21 protein-coding genes and 1 pseudogene are annotated in these 16,296 nt (G+C 68.4%); 15 read left to right on the top strand and 7 right to left on the bottom strand.

The annotated features are described in order from the left end of the window. Positions 1–105: 105 nt before the first annotated feature. Together AB0878_RS36185 and AB0878_RS36180 are read left to right on the top strand one after the other, a co-directional pair. Positions 106–1,242, top strand: a complete 1,137-nt coding sequence (locus AB0878_RS36185) for a glutamate--cysteine ligase (RefSeq protein WP_366585058.1) — start codon at positions 106–108, stop codon at positions 1,240–1,242. A gap of 10 nt (positions 1,243–1,252) precedes the next feature. Continuing rightward, a complete protein-coding gene (locus tag AB0878_RS36180; protein ID WP_366585056.1) occupies positions 1,253–2,248 on the top strand; it encodes an iron-containing redox enzyme family protein in 996 nt (331 codons plus the stop codon). Here the strand turns inward: AB0878_RS36180 and AB0878_RS36175 are convergent. The 4 genes from AB0878_RS36175 to AB0878_RS36160 form a co-directional block, all read right to left on the bottom strand. Then, positions 2,233–2,448: a CDGSH iron-sulfur domain-containing protein gene (locus AB0878_RS36175; RefSeq protein ID WP_366585054.1), complete on the bottom strand. Its 216-nt coding sequence runs from the start codon at positions 2,446–2,448 to the stop codon at positions 2,233–2,235. The two genes, AB0878_RS36180 and AB0878_RS36175, sit on opposite strands and share 16 nt — an antisense overlap. Then, positions 2,435–3,178: a methyltransferase gene (locus tag AB0878_RS36170; RefSeq protein ID WP_366585052.1), complete on the bottom strand. Its 744-nt coding sequence runs from the start codon at positions 3,176–3,178 to the stop codon at positions 2,435–2,437. The genes AB0878_RS36175 and AB0878_RS36170 overlap by 14 nt, the downstream gene beginning before the upstream one ends. A 396-nt stretch (positions 3,179–3,574) precedes the next feature. Continuing rightward, positions 3,575–3,952, bottom strand: coding sequence for an STAS domain-containing protein (locus tag AB0878_RS36165; RefSeq protein WP_366585050.1), 378 nt, complete (start codon positions 3,950–3,952; stop codon positions 3,575–3,577). Positions 3,953–4,281: 329 nt separating this feature from the next. Beyond that, positions 4,282–5,445, bottom strand: coding sequence for a TIGR03557 family F420-dependent LLM class oxidoreductase (locus AB0878_RS36160; RefSeq protein ID WP_366585048.1), 1,164 nt, complete (start codon positions 5,443–5,445; stop codon positions 4,282–4,284). A 236-nt stretch (positions 5,446–5,681) separates the two neighbouring features. Here AB0878_RS36160 and AB0878_RS36155 point away from each other — a divergent pair, with 236 nt between their 5' ends. The 7 genes from AB0878_RS36155 (at position 5,682) to AB0878_RS36125 (ending at position 12,135) form a co-directional block, all read left to right on the top strand. Continuing rightward, positions 5,682–6,962 carry a serine/threonine-protein kinase gene (locus AB0878_RS36155; RefSeq protein WP_366585046.1) on the top strand — a complete coding sequence of 427 codons (1,281 nt, stop codon included), beginning with the start codon at positions 5,682–5,684 and terminating at the stop codon, positions 6,960–6,962. 552 nt (positions 6,963–7,514) lie between these two features. Continuing rightward, positions 7,515–8,390, top strand: coding sequence for a hypothetical protein (locus AB0878_RS36150; protein ID WP_366585044.1), 876 nt, complete (start codon positions 7,515–7,517; stop codon positions 8,388–8,390). A gap of 159 nt (positions 8,391–8,549) precedes the next feature. Next, positions 8,550–9,320: a hypothetical protein gene (locus tag AB0878_RS36145; protein WP_366585042.1), complete on the top strand. Its 771-nt coding sequence runs from the start codon at positions 8,550–8,552 to the stop codon at positions 9,318–9,320. A gap of 16 nt (positions 9,321–9,336) precedes the next feature. Continuing rightward, complete coding sequence (locus AB0878_RS36140) at positions 9,337–9,822, top strand: DUF4383 domain-containing protein (protein ID WP_366585040.1); 486 nt, start codon at positions 9,337–9,339, stop codon at positions 9,820–9,822. 31 nt (positions 9,823–9,853) lie between these two features. After that, positions 9,854–10,411, top strand: coding sequence for a hemerythrin domain-containing protein (locus AB0878_RS36135; protein ID WP_366585039.1), 558 nt, complete (start codon positions 9,854–9,856; stop codon positions 10,409–10,411). Between the two features lie 820 nt (positions 10,412–11,231). Beyond that, positions 11,232–11,369 carry a hypothetical protein gene (locus AB0878_RS36130; protein ID WP_366585037.1) on the top strand — a complete coding sequence of 46 codons (138 nt, stop codon included), beginning with the start codon at positions 11,232–11,234 and terminating at the stop codon, positions 11,367–11,369. A gap of 82 nt (positions 11,370–11,451) precedes the next feature. After that, positions 11,452–12,135: a DUF6766 family protein gene (locus AB0878_RS36125; protein ID WP_366585035.1), complete on the top strand. Its 684-nt coding sequence runs from the start codon at positions 11,452–11,454 to the stop codon at positions 12,133–12,135. Positions 12,136–12,169: 34 nt separating this feature from the next. On the opposite strand, the gene AB0878_RS36120 is transcribed toward AB0878_RS36125, so the two are convergent. Continuing rightward, the gene (locus AB0878_RS36120; RefSeq protein ID WP_366585033.1) at positions 12,170–12,484 is read right to left on the bottom strand and encodes an ANTAR domain-containing protein; all 315 of its coding nucleotides are present in this window, start codon (positions 12,482–12,484) and stop codon (positions 12,170–12,172) included. 54 nt (positions 12,485–12,538) lie between these two features. Next, a complete protein-coding gene (locus tag AB0878_RS36115; protein ID WP_366585031.1) occupies positions 12,539–12,799 on the bottom strand; it encodes a hypothetical protein in 261 nt (86 codons plus the stop codon). Between the two features lie 198 nt (positions 12,800–12,997). On the opposite strand from AB0878_RS36115, the gene AB0878_RS36110 reads away from it, so the two are divergent. The 6 genes and pseudogenes from AB0878_RS36110 to AB0878_RS36085 all read left to right on the top strand — a co-directional run bounded on the left by AB0878_RS36110 (position 12,998) and on the right by AB0878_RS36085 (position 16,015). Continuing rightward, positions 12,998–13,267, top strand: coding sequence for a hypothetical protein (locus AB0878_RS36110; RefSeq protein ID WP_366585029.1), 270 nt, complete (start codon positions 12,998–13,000; stop codon positions 13,265–13,267). Positions 13,268–13,355: 88 nt separating this feature from the next. Beyond that, positions 13,356–13,688 carry a plasmid stabilization protein gene (locus tag AB0878_RS36105; protein ID WP_366585027.1) on the top strand — a complete coding sequence of 111 codons (333 nt, stop codon included), beginning with the start codon at positions 13,356–13,358 and terminating at the stop codon, positions 13,686–13,688. A 177-nt stretch (positions 13,689–13,865) separates the two neighbouring features. Beyond that, positions 13,866–14,365: pseudogene (locus tag AB0878_RS36100) on the top strand (alpha/beta hydrolase fold domain-containing protein); the annotation flags it as partial. A gap of 103 nt (positions 14,366–14,468) precedes the next feature. After that, complete coding sequence (locus AB0878_RS36095) at positions 14,469–14,798, top strand: hypothetical protein (RefSeq protein ID WP_366585112.1); 330 nt, start codon at positions 14,469–14,471, stop codon at positions 14,796–14,798. Between the two features lie 357 nt (positions 14,799–15,155). Then, the gene (locus tag AB0878_RS36090; RefSeq protein ID WP_366585025.1) at positions 15,156–15,704 is read left to right on the top strand and encodes a peptidase inhibitor family I36 protein; all 549 of its coding nucleotides are present in this window, start codon (positions 15,156–15,158) and stop codon (positions 15,702–15,704) included. A 173-nt stretch (positions 15,705–15,877) separates the two neighbouring features. After that, the gene (locus AB0878_RS36085) at positions 15,878–16,015 is read left to right on the top strand and encodes a hypothetical protein (RefSeq protein ID WP_366585023.1); all 138 of its coding nucleotides are present in this window, start codon (positions 15,878–15,880) and stop codon (positions 16,013–16,015) included. 34 nt (positions 16,016–16,049) lie between these two features. On the opposite strand, the gene AB0878_RS36080 is transcribed toward AB0878_RS36085, so the two are convergent. Beyond that, positions 16,050–16,277: a DUF2188 domain-containing protein gene (locus tag AB0878_RS36080; protein ID WP_366585021.1), complete on the bottom strand. Its 228-nt coding sequence runs from the start codon at positions 16,275–16,277 to the stop codon at positions 16,050–16,052. Positions 16,278–16,296 lie beyond the last annotated feature (19 nt).

The following is a 16,296-nucleotide window of genomic DNA, read 5'->3' as shown; positions in this document are numbered from 1 at the left end:
CTGGGTTGCGCCGATCTCGCCGGGGCTCGACGTCACGTTGCCCGCGGCCGGCCTCCGGCGCACGATCCCGGTTCCACCGCCGCCCAAACGGGTAGCCGAGTCCTCATGGACGGGGCGGGGACGACGATCGGGGTCGAGGAGGAGTTCCTTCTCGTCAACCCGCGCACGGGTCGGACGACACCGAGCGCGGATCGCGTACTGGCGCGCTGCGGGCACGACCACCGGTTGCCGGAAGGCGCGATCGTGCAACGGGAGTTGCGCCCCACGCAGGTGGAGCTGGCCACCGGCGTCTGCACGAGTGCCGACGAGCTACGGGCTCAGTTGACCGCCGGACGCCGGTTGCTCACCGAGGCTGCGGCCGCCGAGGACTGCGCGCTCGTCGCGTCCGGCACACCCGTGTCGCTGCCGGGCCGTGGGGCGCAGCCCGAGCCGCAGGGTCGGTACGCGCAGATCCACGAGGCCTACGGCCCTCTCGCCGCCGAGTACGAAGCTTGCGGCTGCCACGTGCACGTCGGCGTCGAGGACCCGGACACGGCCGTCGCGGTGGTGAACCACCTCGGCCCCTGGCTGCCGGTGCTGCTGGCACTGTCGGCCAACTCGCCGTTCGCCGACGGCCGCGACACCGGTTACCACAGCTGGCGCATGGTGCTGCAGGCCCGCTTCCCCGGTTCCGGTGTCGCACCGTACTTCCGCAGCCACGCCGAGTACCAGAGCACGGTGGACGCGCTCGTGACGTGCGGGGCGCTCGTCGACCGCAACCAGAGCTTCTGGCTCGCCCGGCCGTCACCCCGGCTGCCGACGGTGGAACTGCGCGTGGCCGACACCGCCGCGACCGTCGACGGCGCGATACTGCAAGCCGTGCTGTCCCGCGCCCTCGTGCGGACCGCGCTGGCCGCCCTGGAGCGCGGGAGCGAAGGACCGCGCCTCTCGCCGCAAGTATGTGCCGCAGCCGTCTGGGCCGCCGCGCGCCACGGCCTCACCGGGCTCCTGGTCGATCCCCGGCTCGAACGACAGCGTCCGGCCGTCGATCTAGTCGACGACCTGCTCAGGCACACCGCCAGCGCACTCGAGGAAGCCGGCGACCGCGCCCTTGCCGAATCACTCGCGGGCCGACTGCTCGCCGACGGCACGGGATCGGCTGCGCAGCGCTCCGCGGCGGCCGGCGGCCTGCGCGCCGTGGTGCGGATGCTCGAGGAGCGCACCGTGCCCGTCTCGGGGCATGAACCGGCCGCCGCGGGGTAACCCTCCGGCCATGACGAGTCTGCAGTCCGCCGTACTGCCCACCGCCCGTGGGCCGCTGTCGGCCGCCGTCTCCGAGACCCTGTCCACTCCCCCGCCCGGGCGGACTCTGCCCCTCGACGCGATCGCGGACGCCGACCCGTTCGGCGACGACCTGCACCTGGGCCTGCACCTGTGTTACGAACTGCACTACCAAGGCCTGCCGGGCGTCGACGCCGGTTGGGAGTGGGACCCCGAGCTGCTGCGGCTGCGAGGTGCGATGGAAGAACGCTTCCTAAGTGCATTGCGCGCCGCGGTGCCCGGTGGCGACGACGTCGACGGCGAGTTCACCGCACTGCTGGTCGAGCCGATCGACGCAGCCGGTGTTTCCCACTACCTGCGGGACGAGGGCCAGTGGTGGCAGGTGCGGGAACTGTTCGCCCACCGCTCGATCTACCACCTCAAGGAAGCCGATCCGCACGCGTGGGTCATCCCGCGGCTGCGAGGCCGGGCCAAGGCGGCGCTCGTGGCCGTGGAGTTCGACGAGTTCGGCGGCGGCCGCCCGGAGTACGTCCACTCGCGCCTGTTCGCCGACCTGCTGCGCGGCGCCGAACTCCCCGACGGCTACCTGGCCCTGCTGGACTACGTGCCCGCGCCGATGCTGGCCATCGTCAACGCGATGTCACTGTTCGGGCTCCACCGCGCGCTGCGGGGCGCCCTCGTCGGCCACTTCGCCGCCGCGGAGATCACCACGGCACCCTCGGCGCAGCGCATCGTGCAAGCGCTGACTCGGCTCGGCGCGCCCGAGGCGTGCAAATTCTTCTACACCGAGCACATCGAAGCCGACGCGGTGCACGAACAAGTGATGCGCCACGACGTGGTCGGTGACCTGCTCGAACAGGATCCGGCGCTCGCGGCGGACGTGGTGTTCGGTGTGCAGGCAACGAACCACCTCGAGGACCGCCTCGGCGAGCACCTGCTGGGGTGCTGGCGCGCCGGGCGGTCCTCATTGCGTCAACCGTTGTCTTGAGCGCGGACCCGCTTGCGGTGGCTGGTGTCGCACAGCGGGAAGCACTTGCTGCGCCGGCAGGTGCACACCGCCACCAGGAACCGGTCAGAGCGCACCGTGTTGCCCTCGGGCGTCTGCAGCTCCACCGGGCCTTCGATCAGCAGCGGCCCACCCGGGACCACCCGCACCCGCCGGTACCCCCGGCTCTCACCGGTCGGCACGGAGCACCACCAGTTCCTCTTTCCGCACCTGCGGGGCTACCAAGCCCGACTGTTCGAGGAAGTCCGTCCGTCCAGACAGGACCGGTCCGAACGGGACCATCGCCCGTGCGACGATCCGCGGCCGCAGGCCCGCGGCGGTGAGCAGGCGGACCGAGCGGTCCACGCCGGACATCACGGACTGCACCAGCAACAGGAATCCTCCTGGCGCAACGAGTGCCGGGGCGCCCTCGCACAAGGGATCCAGCACCGCGCGCCCGTCGGTCCCAGCGTCGCATCGGCGGTCCGGCCGGGGCCGCTCTGCCGGCACCGGCACGTACGGCGGATTGGTCACGACGACGTCATAGGGTCCCCCGCCCGCAGCGGCGAGCAGGCCACCCTGGCGCACGCGCACCGGCAGCCCGCGCAGGGCCGCGTTCACCCAGGCCGACACCAGCGCCCGCCGCGAAAGGTCCACGGCCAGCACGGATTCCGCTCCCGCGCGGGCGAGTGCGATGGCGAGCGCGCCCGTTCCGGTGCACAGGTCGAGCGCGCGGGCGCCGACGGGCACCCGGGCCCGGCGCACAGCAGACGCCAGCAAGCACGTATCGGCTTGCGGGCGGTACACGCCTGGCAGTCGGAGCAGGCCACGCGCGGGAAGCGCAGACCCCGCAGGAAACGCGGGCAGCACCTCCCGCAGAGCCGTAGCGCCGGCGGCGGTCTGATCCGCTTCTTCCGCGGGCACGGTCGTCATCTCGGCCTCCTCGGCGTCAGGGTTACCGCCGATTACCCGGCGACCGACCGGACAAACGTCGCGGTGGCCCGGCGAAAACAGTTGGCGCTTGGGTCGGCCGGGCGCGACACTCTGGCCCCGCCGTCAGCGGTCGAACCGGTGACGACGATCCGCTGAGTAGTCATGCCGCCCGGTTGCCCGCCCGGGCACGGTCGTAAGTCGGCACGGTGCAGTAGTCCCATCTGGACTTGGTCTGTCAGATTGCCTTTTCTGCCAGACCGAGAGGCACCTCTCGCGGCGAGCCGGCCCGACACAGCCAACCCGTCACGGAGCCACAGATCCCGAACACCATGGCGTCCGCGACGTCGCCAGAGCGTCCATCGAACGCGTCACGACCGTTTCCTGACAGCTCGGTGGTCAGATCTCGTCGACCGCCCACAGCGTCGCGAGCGGGAGCAGTCCCATCGCCCTCCGGACCTGGCGAGCTTCACCGACGTGCACGGCGAAGCGCACACCGAGTTCGCTCGCCAACAGGTGAGCGCGTTCCAACGCGCGCAACCCGGCTGCGCCGAGGAACGTCACCCCGGAAATGTCGAGTAGCACCGCGCGCACGGTGCTACGCAGACGCGCGTCGAGCAGCTCCCGGAGCCGTGGCGCCGAGGCCGCGTCCAGATCCCCGGCCACGCGGACCATGACAAGATCGCGATCCGGACGTTCGACGGAAAGCCGGAGCGGTTCCACGCCGAGGGGCTGAGTCGGCAAGAGTCTGGCGGAACCATTGAGGATGGTGGTCAAGATGGCCTGCCTTCTTCGCCCACCGGGATTCATCGCTGAGACGAGATGCCGCCCACGCGTCAGCTCGTGCCCGGTGCGCAAGAGGAGATCAAGGGCACGGCCCGCTGTTGGACCGCTGCCTTCACCATAACCCGTGCCGGTACGACCGACAAGAGGCCCGACACGCCACCAGGGAAGTCCACAAAGGACTTCAGGACCGCGTCGAAGCCCGCGCTCACCGCAAGATGACACCTCGCGGCGCGTCAGTCTTCTCGCGTCGCGGCTGCCTGGCCGCGGGATGGCGTAGTGAGACGCCGCCCTTGGCGCCGGTGAGACCACAGCTCGCCAGGTCAACGGAACTCCGGCAGCACGTGCTGCCCCCATCCCCGGAAGAATGCGTCGTGATCAGGTCCGATTTGCTGGACGTAGATCTCGTCCGCCCCCGCCTCGACATACTGGCGTACCCGATCGAGGTGCGCCTTCGGATCGTCCCCGCATACGATCGCGTCACTGACGTCCTCACGCGACACTAGCTTCGTAGCAGCCTCGAAGTCCTGTGGCCGCGGCAAAACCTGACCCAGCTGACCGGGCAAGACGTCATTGGCCCACAAGCGATGCGCTTCGTCGAGGGCCGCGTCGACGTCCGGGCCCCACGCAACCTTCATCCCGGCCTGGACCGGCTTGTCGCCACCACCGGACTCTCGGAAGGTGCGAATCAGGTCCGCGTCCGGGAGCACCGTGCAATAGCCGTCCCCGATCCGCCCGGCGAGCTCGGTGGCCTGTGGCCCGAACCCGGACACGTAGATCGGCACGGGCTCGTCCGGCACCGTGTAGATCCTCGCCTCCTGCACCTCGTAGTAGGTCCCCTGAAAGCTCACCTGCTCGCCGCGTGCACCCGCAGAGTGCAGCAGCCTGATGATCTCAACCGCCTCTTCGAGCATCGCCAGCCGCTGCCCCGCCGACGGCCACGGGTCGCCGAGGATGTGTTCGTTCAGGGCTTCCCCGGACCCGACGCCGAGCACGAAGCCGCCGTCCAGCTGAACCGCGGCGGTCGCGGCGGCCTGCGCGATCACCGCGGGGTGGATGCGCACGGTCGGACATGTCACAGCGGTCGTCACCGGTAGCGACACCGCCTCCGACAAGGCCCCGATCACCGACCACACGAACGGGCTCTGGCCCTGCTGGTCGTGCCACGGGTGAAAGTGATCCGAGATCCACAACCGCTCGAACCCCGCGCGTTCGGCCGCGCGTGCCTGGGCCACGAGTTCTCGCGGGCCGTACTGCTCGCAGGAAAGGAAGTAGCCGATCGATGTCATGACCGGCGGATACCCCTTTCGCCCCCTGCGCACACTGTACGAGCAGTCTGGACGGCCAGTCGTACGAGAGAGCCTCAGCGCACCCGCGCCCGGATTCGGCATCGCTCGCGTGACATCGGCCCGCACCACCACGCCGACAAGATCGCGGCCGTAGATCACCGGCAGCCGGACCCGATGCTCGCTCAACGTCTGCGGCACTTCCTCGACGTCGTCGTCCGCGCCTCGCCACGGCCTCCCCCTGCGCCAGCTCGCCACGTGCACCGCGCGCGGACGGCGCCCCGGCGCGCACCCGCGACCACAGGCCGGTACTCGCGTGAGCCAGCGGTGGCGACGCCCCGGCCGGATTCTCCCTCAACCGGCTGATCAGCTCCGCCGGGTTTAACGGACTGTACCGCCGGATAACTGGTGGGTCACCGACAACATGGGGACTGCCGATGACGGACGAGCGACCGACCGACGGCGTCACGGCTCCCCGATACTCCCTCGGTGGCGACGTGGTCCCCCGGGATGACTCAGACAAGCCGCTGTCCTTGACCGTCGGACGCTACGAGGTCGAGCACCTGATCGGCAGCGGCGGTACTGCGCGGGTCTACCGGGCGTTCGATCGAAGACTCGGCCGCCCGGTCGCGCTCAAGGTGTACGACCGGGACGTCGTCGAGGCGGACCAGATACGGCGGATACGGGAGAAGACCATCCAGGCCGGCATCGACCACCCCGGGGTGGTGGCCGTGCTGGACAGCGGGACCGATCACGACAGGCCGTTTCTGGTGATGCAGCTGGTGGACGGGGGGAACCTCGCCGAGCGCCTGCTCGCCGGCCCCTTGCCGGCCGCGGAGGTGTCCGAACTGGGAGTCCGGCTCGCCGAGGCGTTGGCACACCTGCACAGCCGGCGCGTCGTGCACCGGGACCTCAAGCCCGCCAACATCCTGCTCGGCCCCGACGGCCCGCTGATCGGCGATTTCGGCATTGCCCACGAACTCGACTCGACCCACATCACCGGCACCGGTTTCGTGACCGGCACGGCCGCTTACCTCGCACCCGAGCAGATCACCGGTGAACCGGCCGAACCGGCCGCCGACGTGTACGCGCTCGGCCTCATCCTGCTCGAGTGCTTGACCGGGGAGCGGGAGTACCCCGGCACGATGGCCGAATCGGCACTCGCGCGGCTGCACCGGTCTCCGCGCATCCCCGACGGACTGCCCGAGCCCCTCGCACAGACCCTCGCACGCATGACCGCCCGCGAACCAGAACACCGCCCCACCGCACAGGACGCGCTGCAGATGTTGAGCAGGCCCATGGCCGCGTACGCAGGCACCGCGGTCACCGGCCGATCCCGGATATCGGGTTCCGCGCGTCGACGAACCCTGATCGCCTCGAGCGGCCTCGCAGCCGCGGTCGCTGCGGCCGTGGTCGTCGTAGCGCTCACGAGTCCCGACGCGCCAAGCCCCGCTTCAACTACCGCCGCCGAACCACCCACGACGACCTTCCCCACCCCCTCCGCGACACCTGTGCAGATCATCCCCACGCTCTCGTCGACGACGCCCGCAAAGCCATCTGCAACGTTGATCGCCGGACCGCCACCGGCCGCGCCAGACCCGACCTCACTGCACGGATCTGGCGCCCTCACAGCCAACCACGAGAACAAGGCTGCCAATCCGGCCGATAAAGCCAAGGGGAAGCCCAAGGACAAGAGCAAGGGCCACGTCCACCCCTAGCACCGCGCCCCCGATCGAACCTCGCCTCAGCAGGAGTGGTTGTGGCCGGGTCGACTTGAGATGCGCTTAACGAGGTCGCTGTCATCGGATCTCTGGAGGTCGTCGACGCCCGGGGGTGCAGATCCCCGGGGAGGAAGCGAAACCCGGACAGTATGTCGACGGCTACGTCCTCGTAGAGTTGAGCCTGGCTTCGCCACCGATTATCCCACGGCGTAGACGAGAAACGTTGTCGGCGTAATTTCTGACCGCCGCCACCGCAGCCTGGTTGGAACCGGTTAACGAAATAAGTTCGCCGATGACGTTGGTATCCGGTCAACCGCAGTCCTCCGTTCGTTGTGGTCCTGCGAGTTTGGTGCCCAATAATCCGGGTATGCGCAGTTCCTACCACGCGCAGCACAAGCCATCCAGCCTGTGACATCTCACCAAGATTTTCGGACACGCGGACAACGAACGACGACGTATCTCCCTGACCAGCCAGAGCCACGCGGCGCCCGCCAATCCAATGCACGAACCCGGCAAATCTACCGGTGCGCGGAAGTCACAAACACGATCATGGTCGACCTGGCAACCCCAGGCAAATTTGCACCTACCCGAAGGGACAGATCCGTGAACACTGGCTTCAACATTCTGCAAAGTCTGCAGAGTGCGTTCACGACATTCGTGGGCTACCTGCCCCAGCTGATCGGCGCACTGCTCGTACTGCTGATTGGTTTCATCATCGCCAAACTGCTGGACAAGGTCATCACCAAGGGCCTGCAGAAGGCCAAGGTCGACGACAAGCTGAAGACCGGCGGCGGCGCGAACTACGTGGAGAAGCTCTCCCCCCGGGGCAGCCCCTCCAAGTTCGTCGGCCTCGTCGTGTTCTGGCTGATCATGCTCTTCGTGATCTCCTCGGCCATCGGCACGCTCGGAATCCCGGCGTTGACCGGGTTCATGAACCAAGTGCTGAGCTACCTGCCCAACGTCATCGCCGCACTGCTGATCTTCATCGTCGCGGCCGCGGTCGCCGGCGCGGTCGGCGGGCTGGTGCACCGCACCATGGGCGACACTCCGACCGGCAAGATCGTCCGCACCCTCGTTCCGGCCATGATCATGGGCATCGCCGTGATCATGATCCTCACTCCGTCGAGAATCTCGCCGGTGATCGTGACGATCACCTACGTCGCCCTGGTCAGCTCCGCAGCACTGGCCACGGCACTGGCCTTCGGCATCGGCGGCCGCGACGCCGCCGCGAAGCTCGTCAACTCCGGATACGACAAGGCCAAGGAACAGAACGACACCGTCAAGTCCGACCTCGCGATCGGCAAACAGCGCGCCGCCGAGGACGCCGCCGACACCTTGCGCAAGGCCGGCCAGAAGATGGGCAGCCAGGAGCCGAGCACACCTCCCGCGCAGTCACCGCCAACGCCCGCCACCGGGCGCGCGTAACCGGCCGTGGCACCTCGTGGTCGGCGCCACTGAGACGCGACCGGAGTGTCCCGTCCGCTGATCCACAGCACCGCATCCGCAAAGCGAGCATCGCCGCGGCCATGGCTCCACCGCGAGGTCCCCTCTTTGCGAGACGACAACGAACCGAAGGAGATCACCATGAGTACGAACCCCGAGGGCGCCCGCCACGGCCGCCTCGACCCCGGCGCTGCGCCACCCGTCAACACCACGCAGGTCACGTCACCCCCGCAGAACACGCCGTCCGTCGCAGACGCGCCGCCGCCCGTGGCACGGCAGGAGGAAGGCCCGGGTCGCGGTGAAGTGGTGGAGCGGCAGCGGGAGCGCTTCGGTGGGATCAAGTGGGGCGCCGCGTTCTTCGGATGGCTCACCGCCACCGGCACCGCGCTGATCCTGACCGCAGTCGCCGCCGCGGCCGGGACCGCGTTCGGCCTGGCCACCAATCCCGGTGACGCGGGGCAAGCGGCCGACCAGGTCAGCCAAGCGGCGCAGAATCCCGCCGCCGTGCAAACCGCCACCGTCGTCTCCGCGATCGTCGTGCTGGTCGTCCTCCTGATCGGCTACTACTGCGGCGGCTATGTTGCCGGAAGAATGGCGCGCTTCAACGGGGTCAAGCAAGGCCTCGCCGTATGGGTGTGGTCGATCGTCATCGCGGCCGTCGTCGCGATCCTGGCCGCCGTCGGCGGCAGCCAGTTCGACATCCTGGCCCGCCTCAACGGGCTGCCCCGGCTCCCGATCAACGAAGGCACCCTGACCGTCGTCGGCAGCATCACCGTGCTCGTCGCCCTGGCCGCCGCGCTCATCGGAGCCATCCTCGGTGGTCTGGCCGGGATGCGCTACCACCGCAAGATCGACCGCATCGACTTCCAGCAGTACACCCGCGCCGCCGGCCCCGTTCGAACACATTCCTGACATGGAGGAGAAAGTCATGTCGACACGTACACCTTCACCCACTTCCACCGGACGCTCGTCCGCCCAGCTGGCCGCCGGCATCGTCGGGGGCGTATTCCTGCTGATCGGCGTGCTCGGGTTCATCCCGGGCGTCACGACCGACTACGACCAGATGGGCTTCGCCGGGCACGGCTCGATGGCCATGCTCTTCGGCGTGTTCATGGTCTCCACCCTGCACAACATCGTGCATTTGCTCTTCGGCGTCGTCGGCCTGGCGTGCGCCCGCACCTCACGCGCGGCCCGGCTATACCTCCTCATCGGAGGAGTCGTGTACCTCGTGCTGTGGCTCTACGGCCTGCTCATCGACCACGGCAGTGACGCCAACTTCGTTCCGTTCAACAACGCGGACAACTGGCTGCACCTGGGTCTCGGCATCGGCATGATCGCCCTCGGCCTGCTCACCGGCCCCGAAACACACGGTGTCGCCGCACCGCGCGGCACTGACGGACCCCGCGTCGGCTGACGAAAGCCCGGAGTCGACAAGAAGGAGATTCATGGTGGAGAACAACGAGGACGTCATCGAGCTGCTGCAGCGGCAGCACCGGGAGATCCGCGAGCTGTTCACGCAGCTGGACACGGCGGAGGACGACGACCAGCGGCGGAAAGTGTTCCACAGCCTCGTTCGGCTCCTGGCCGTGCACGAGACAGCGGAGGAAGAAGTGGTGCACCCGGAGATCCGCGACCTCGAACCAGCGGCCGAGTCCGTAGTCGAGGCACGGCTGGGCGAGGAGCGCCGCGCCAAGGAACTGCTGACCACCCTCGAAAAGATGGGGCCAGACGCCGACGGATTCGACACCCTGCTGGTCCAGCTCCGAGACGACGTGTTGGCGCACGCCGAACACGAAGAACGCGAGGAGTTCCCGATGCTGCGAGCCCACCGGCCGCCGGAGCGGCTGCGGGCGTTGGCGGCGACCGTGCGGCTCGCCGAGGCCGTGGCGCCGACCCGGGCGCACCCCGGCGCAGAGAGCGCGAAAGCCAACCTCCTGCTGGGACCACCCGCCGCGATCATCGACCGAGCACGTGACGCCATCCGCGCCGTGCTCGGAAGGTGAACGGCAGCGCATGAGCGGCGCCCGGGAGGTGGATGACGATGAAATGCGGGAGAAGAACCGCCGCTTCACCGACCGGCGCCAGCCCGCCCGGTGAACCCCTGGGCAGTGCGCGATCCAACCATGCGCATGTTCCGCTCGGCGGGAGAACTTACAAGCCGCCTCAGGTAGGGGCTCGACCGGGAAACACCGTGGAATCTTTTCCGGATCGCCGATGTCGCGGCCTTGGCCGTGTCGCGACGAACCGCCTGTGGTCGTCGCCGCGTGGCCGGACCCAGTCCGCCCGCCCCCGGTCCGAGTCGCGCACCGCCTCCACAACGAGCTGCGAACACGGGCAGAGGCAGCCGCGACAGTGTCGCCGAAGCCTTTGAAAGAGGGGGCCCACTCGTGGCGACAGCCGGAGCTTGCCGCCACTCCGATCAACCGGTGAACTGACTCATCCGGCGATCAGAGAATACGCGCGGAGCACGGAGGCAAACGGTTTGCTTGCGTGGCGCAACTGTTGCTCGCGTGAAATCCGAGAACTGGCGACCGCCGCATCGCAGAGGTGTAACGCAGCCGTGAGCGGGGTATATCGACGCGTGCGCAAGGTCATCGGCGGTGTGACCACCGCGGCGGTCTTGGTTTCGGCTGTCGGCTGTGGTGCGGCCGGCAGCCCGGATGCCCAGGCCGCGGCACAGGCGTTCATCACCGCAGCCGCCACGGGCGCGGCCGTCGAGGCCTGCGCGTTGCTCGCGCCGCGAGCACGGGACGCGCTCGGGTCAGCCGGGTGTCAGCCGGTGCTGGCCGCGGTGCCGCATGCACCCGTCGTGTCGGCGTCTGTGTGGGGGACGAAGCTCAGGCGCGCTCAGCTGCGGACACCCTGTTCCTGCACGAGTTCCCGGACGGCTGGCGCGTCACCGGCGCCGGCTGCCATCCGCGCAACGAGCAGGTCTACGACTGCACGGTCGGCGGGCGATGAAGGCCCGCGCGGTGTTTGCCGTCTACCTGGTGCTCGTCGTCGCCGGGTTGGCCTATTTCATCGCGATCGGAGCGCTGGGCCGATGACCACGATCCGTTCCTTCGTCCGGAACAACGGCCTCTCGCTCGCTTTCGGAGTGCTGTTCCTGCTCAGCCTGGCCGGCCAGGCGTGGTCGGGCCTCGCCGACTTCAACGACCAGCAGCTCGCCCACGGGGCCCAAACTGTCGGCTTGGTGGACTACCTCACGTCCTCGTCGTTCGCCGTCGACGTCGCCGAGAACTGGCAGTCGGAGTACCTGCAGTTCTTCCTCTACGTCTTCGCGACCGTGTGGCTCGTACAGCGAGGTTCCCCCGAGTCGAAGGCTCTGCGCAAAGCCGGGCCCGAGAGTGACCGGGACCAGCTGCTCGGCCGGCACGTCCAAGACGGGTCTCCTCGGTGGGCGAGGGCGGGCGGCTGGCGCACGGCGGTGTTCTCCCGCTCACTCGGCCTGGTCATGGGCTCGATCTTCCTGCTCTCGTGGCTGGCCCAGTCGATCGCCGGGGTCAGCGCCTACAACGCGGAACAGCTGAGCAACTTCGGCGACTCGGTCAGCTGGGGCGAGTACGTGCTCTCGGCCGACTTCTGGAACCGCACCCTGCAGAACTGGCAGTCGGAGTTCCTGGCCATCGGCTGCATGGCGATCTTCAGCGTTTATCTCCGCCAGCGCGGCTCGCCCGAATCCAAACCCGTCGGCGCTGAACACCACGTGACCGACGAGTCAGGCTGAGCCAGCGACGGACTCGCCCCTCACATGTCCGGGTTCACTCCCGCTCGGCGTGCTCAGCACCCCAGATACCGGCGGCCTTGAGCTCGGCGAGCACCGCGGCGGTCGTCTCCTCTGGCACCGCTGCCTTGCCGCCGGCTCCGGCTGCGACCACCACTTCGGCGACGTCGTGGAGCTTCACGTTCGTGTGCTGCGACGCCTCACGCAACGCAGCGAATGCCGCGTCCTCAGGCCAGCTCCGCAGCACCATGAGCATGCCCTTGGCCTGCTCGATCACCGGCCGCGTGGCGAGGGCCTGTTCCAGCTGTTCAACCTTGGTTGCCTGGTCCACACTCTCTGAATCAGGGTTCACCGGGAAATCCTTCCACAACTGCCGGCGCTCTCGCAGCCCAGTCACGCCGGTCGGTCACCCGCCGGCCGGGGGCGATTTCGAGGAGGAGGGCGTGGACGAACCTTGGGGAAGCCAGCGCCATGAAGACTCGCGCAGCAGGAACGCCCCCTCGGCCTCCCCCAGCGGGCGATCGTCGGGCGCGAAGCGGTAGACGTAGCCGTCTTCGCACTGGTCGGTCCGGATGGCTTCGAGCGTGGCGGGCGCGAGAGCCGGTAGCGGCGCGCCCGGTGTGCGCTTCGAGGCACCACGGGTCGATGCAGCGGTGGGTCGTTCCACCGACCAGCCGGTTGGCAAGACCGGACACTGGGCAACCTGGCACGCCCAGCGTTGCGCTGCGAGGGCGCGCAGAACTGCGATGCAGGCCGGGCGGGAGTGGCGTCGCCGGGGCCGCGTCCAGCGGACACGCAAGTCGCCGGTGCGGGCGGTCCACACGCCCCGCTCATCGCGGGACAACGAGCGCATCGAGCAGAGGCGATGCGACGCGACGCGACGACGATCAGCCGGCACGGCTCAGCCCGTCGGCGACTACCTGCTGCAGCGGCTAAGGCACAGAACCCGCTGAACAAACGCGAGACCCTGCTGGCCCCGACGGCCAAGGGCCGCCAAGTCGTGGACCGCGCGGACGGAGAACGACGGCAAGTGCTCGATCAGCTCGACCAAGACGCTCGGGCCGCGGCGGTCTGGGCGCCGGCTCGCTTCGCCGATGCCGCGTCCGCGCTGACAATAGCTGCGGAAGACAAATGACCACACTGCTCGCAACCGGGGTCGCCCTCGGACGCTGTTTCGGCCCTGGTCAGCCCGGGTATCTGCTGGCCAGAAAGAAGGAGGAGTCATGCCGGAGCAGAGCTGGAGCGGGAAGCGCGAACGCCAGTACAAGCACATCAAGTCCTCACAGAAGAACCGGGGTGCCAGCAACGAGCGCGCCGAGGAGATCGCAGCGAGGACCGTGAACAAGAACCGCGCCCAGTCCGGCGAATCGGAGTCAGCCAGCAAGAGCTCGACCCGAGACAAGAGCCCGCAGAAGCGAGGCGGACATCGCTCCGGGAACCGGCAGGGGCCGGGCGGGCCCACCAAGGACCAGCTCTACAACGAGGCGAAGAAACGCAACATCAAGGGCCGGTCGAGCATGACAAAGAAGGAGCTGGAGAACGCATTGGGTCGCTGACCCCGAGCTGATCCGAAGCTCGGTGTCCTTCACGCCACTCGATAAGCCTGAGCCGGCGACATCGCAAACGCCGTCGTCGAACGGAGGCGGCCGCGCCATCGTGGACCGGACGTTGTCTGCGGCCAGCAGCCTCGGTGCCGACGCGGACGGTTGGTCGACCGCCCGTCCGGCGTAATCATGGGACATGGTCAGCGCCAAGGCACAGCTGTACATGGCTTACCTCCGTGCCACCGGGCAGAAACGGTTCTACGACGACGCCCGCACCCTGGACCGCCGGCTGCACCGACACCAGCGGCCGTCAATGGCCCGGCCGCCCCGGCGGGTCCGGCGCGCGTGTTCGGTGCAACGGTGGGAGGCGGAAGGTTTCGCCTGCTGGACGTTGCGACCACAGGAAGGAACGGCTTCTTGCTGCACGTGGTCCATCTGCACGGCGGCGGATACGTCGAGGAGATCGAAACGCACCACTGGCGCTACGCTGCCGACCTTGTCGATCGCCTCGGCTGTGCCGTGACCCTGCCGATCTACGCCCTCGTCCCCCGGCACGACCACACTGCGGCTCTGCCGATGGTCTACGCCACCTACCCCGCGTCGCCGATCACCACGCAGCCGAAGACACGGTGATTTCCGGCGATTCGGCCGGCGGAGCACTGGCACTCGCCATCGCTCAGAAACTGCGTGATGAAAACCGCCCCCAGCCCGCGCGCGTGCTGCTCTACTCCCCCTGGCTCGTCATCGCACGGGAGGACCCGATCTCCGTCGTGCTCGACGAGCACGACCCCCATGCTCGGCATCACGGGACTCCGGGAAGCCGGCCGCATGTACGCCGAAGGCACCGACGCCCACGACCCCCATCAGCCCACTGCACGCAGACCTGGCCGGTCTCGGGCCGTTCAGCTTGTTCATCGGCACCCGCGACGTCCTCCTGCCGACGCCCGCCGCTTCACCACACACGCCCGCGACACAGAGATCGGCGTGGACTACGCCGAGTACCCCGGCATGTTCCACAACTGGATCATGCAGAACATCCCCGAAGGCCGGGAAGCGATGAACCGCGGCGAACAAATCGTCCGGCGTCCCACGACCAAACCGGGCCGCGACCAGGCCGGATGAGCCCTACCTCCTGATGCGTGGCGAACTTCAGCGTCTACGTCCGCCATGCACCGCAGTCCGGATCCAGATCGCTGTGGCTGGGGCCCGTGCATGCCATGCCGGACGTCCAGCGGTGTGTAGGTGACGGGTTGGCGGCGGTCTCCAGCAGGCGGCGTGCCTACTGGGCCGGGATGTCGGTCATCGCGCCCATGAGCTGGCCGGTGTCCGGGCCGGTCCCTGCCGAAGTGATGGGTCAGTCGCACCGGAACCTTGGGGGCAGCATGTCGTCGTGATCGCCGCCGGCCTTGGCCGTGTCGTTGGCCCAGACGCACGCCCACTCGGGATCGTGCTCCTTCCGGTTCTGAGGTGAGACCGAGGATGTACCGGAGTACGGCCGATCAGGTTGTTTTAGACGGATCCTCCCCGAATCAGCCTTTACTGCGCAAAAATGCAGGTATGTCCCCCAGCGTCAGGGGACATTTCAGCGAACAGGGGAGGGTTCTGTTGAGGAACATCGGAAAGGTCCTTGCTCGGACCTCGGTGGCCGTCGGGGCCAGCGTCGTTCTCGCGGCCACAGCAGTCAGCACTGCTCATGCGGCGGCTCGTGACGGGCACTGTGACGTGGGGGAATTCTGCCTCTATTGGGGGAACGAGCGGACGGAGTCGTTGTCGGACTTCACCGGCTCGATCTCGAACTACGGCGACTCGCAGCCGACCTGCTACGAGTTCAAGGGAAGCGGGCGGGGAATCAACACCTGCGTCAAGAACAACGCCATCTCCGCGTGGAACCGCACGAAGTACAAGGTCACGGTGTATTACAACAGCGGGTACGGCGGCGCCGAAATGACCTACTACCCCGGCACTTGGGGCAACTTCGTGCCCGAGCTGCTGAACAACAACGCCAGCCACCTGTTCCGGTCGTTGTAAACCGCAGAGACCGCTCAGCCTTGCCGGGAAAGCGAAGGAACCGGCAGGGCTGAGCGGTCTCGGCCGATGCGTACACGCATCGGTGACGAAAATCGATGTCGTCGGGTAGGCCGACGAGATCGAGGTGACGTCGCGCACAAGTGCGCGACGCGGAAGCGTAGCCAAAGTCGGAAGTGACTTCGTCTGCGAGCCCCCGCACCTGCCGCACATCGGCCGAGCTGACCTCCAACGACCTGCCGCACCGCGTCGACGAGCACGGTGACCTGCTCGCTGGTCTGCACGGCACGCGCATGGCGGTGCCCGGCCGCTGACCCGCCTCGACCGGGTACCGGCGGCAGTGGCCGGTCAGCCGGGGACGCTGCGGGGATCGCGGCTGCGCGGATAGGTGTGGTGGTCGGCGATCGTGCCGTCCATGTTGCGGATGAAGTGCTCCACGCCGCGCTCGATCGCCATCTCGCGCCCATTGGCCACCGCCTCGGCTTTCGAGTCGAGGGTGCGCGAAGCCTGCTGGTTGCCCTCGACCTTTGTCTTCCACTGGCCGGCCTCGTAGGAGCTCTCGACGTCACCCGTCACGAGCCATCCTCGCCGTCCG

It is taken from the genome of Amycolatopsis sp. NPDC047767 (assembly GCF_040704195.1).
In the GTDB taxonomy this organism is placed as follows: Bacteria; Actinomycetota; Actinomycetes; order Mycobacteriales; family Pseudonocardiaceae; genus Amycolatopsis.
This window is presented reverse-complemented; position numbering and strand designations above follow the sequence as displayed.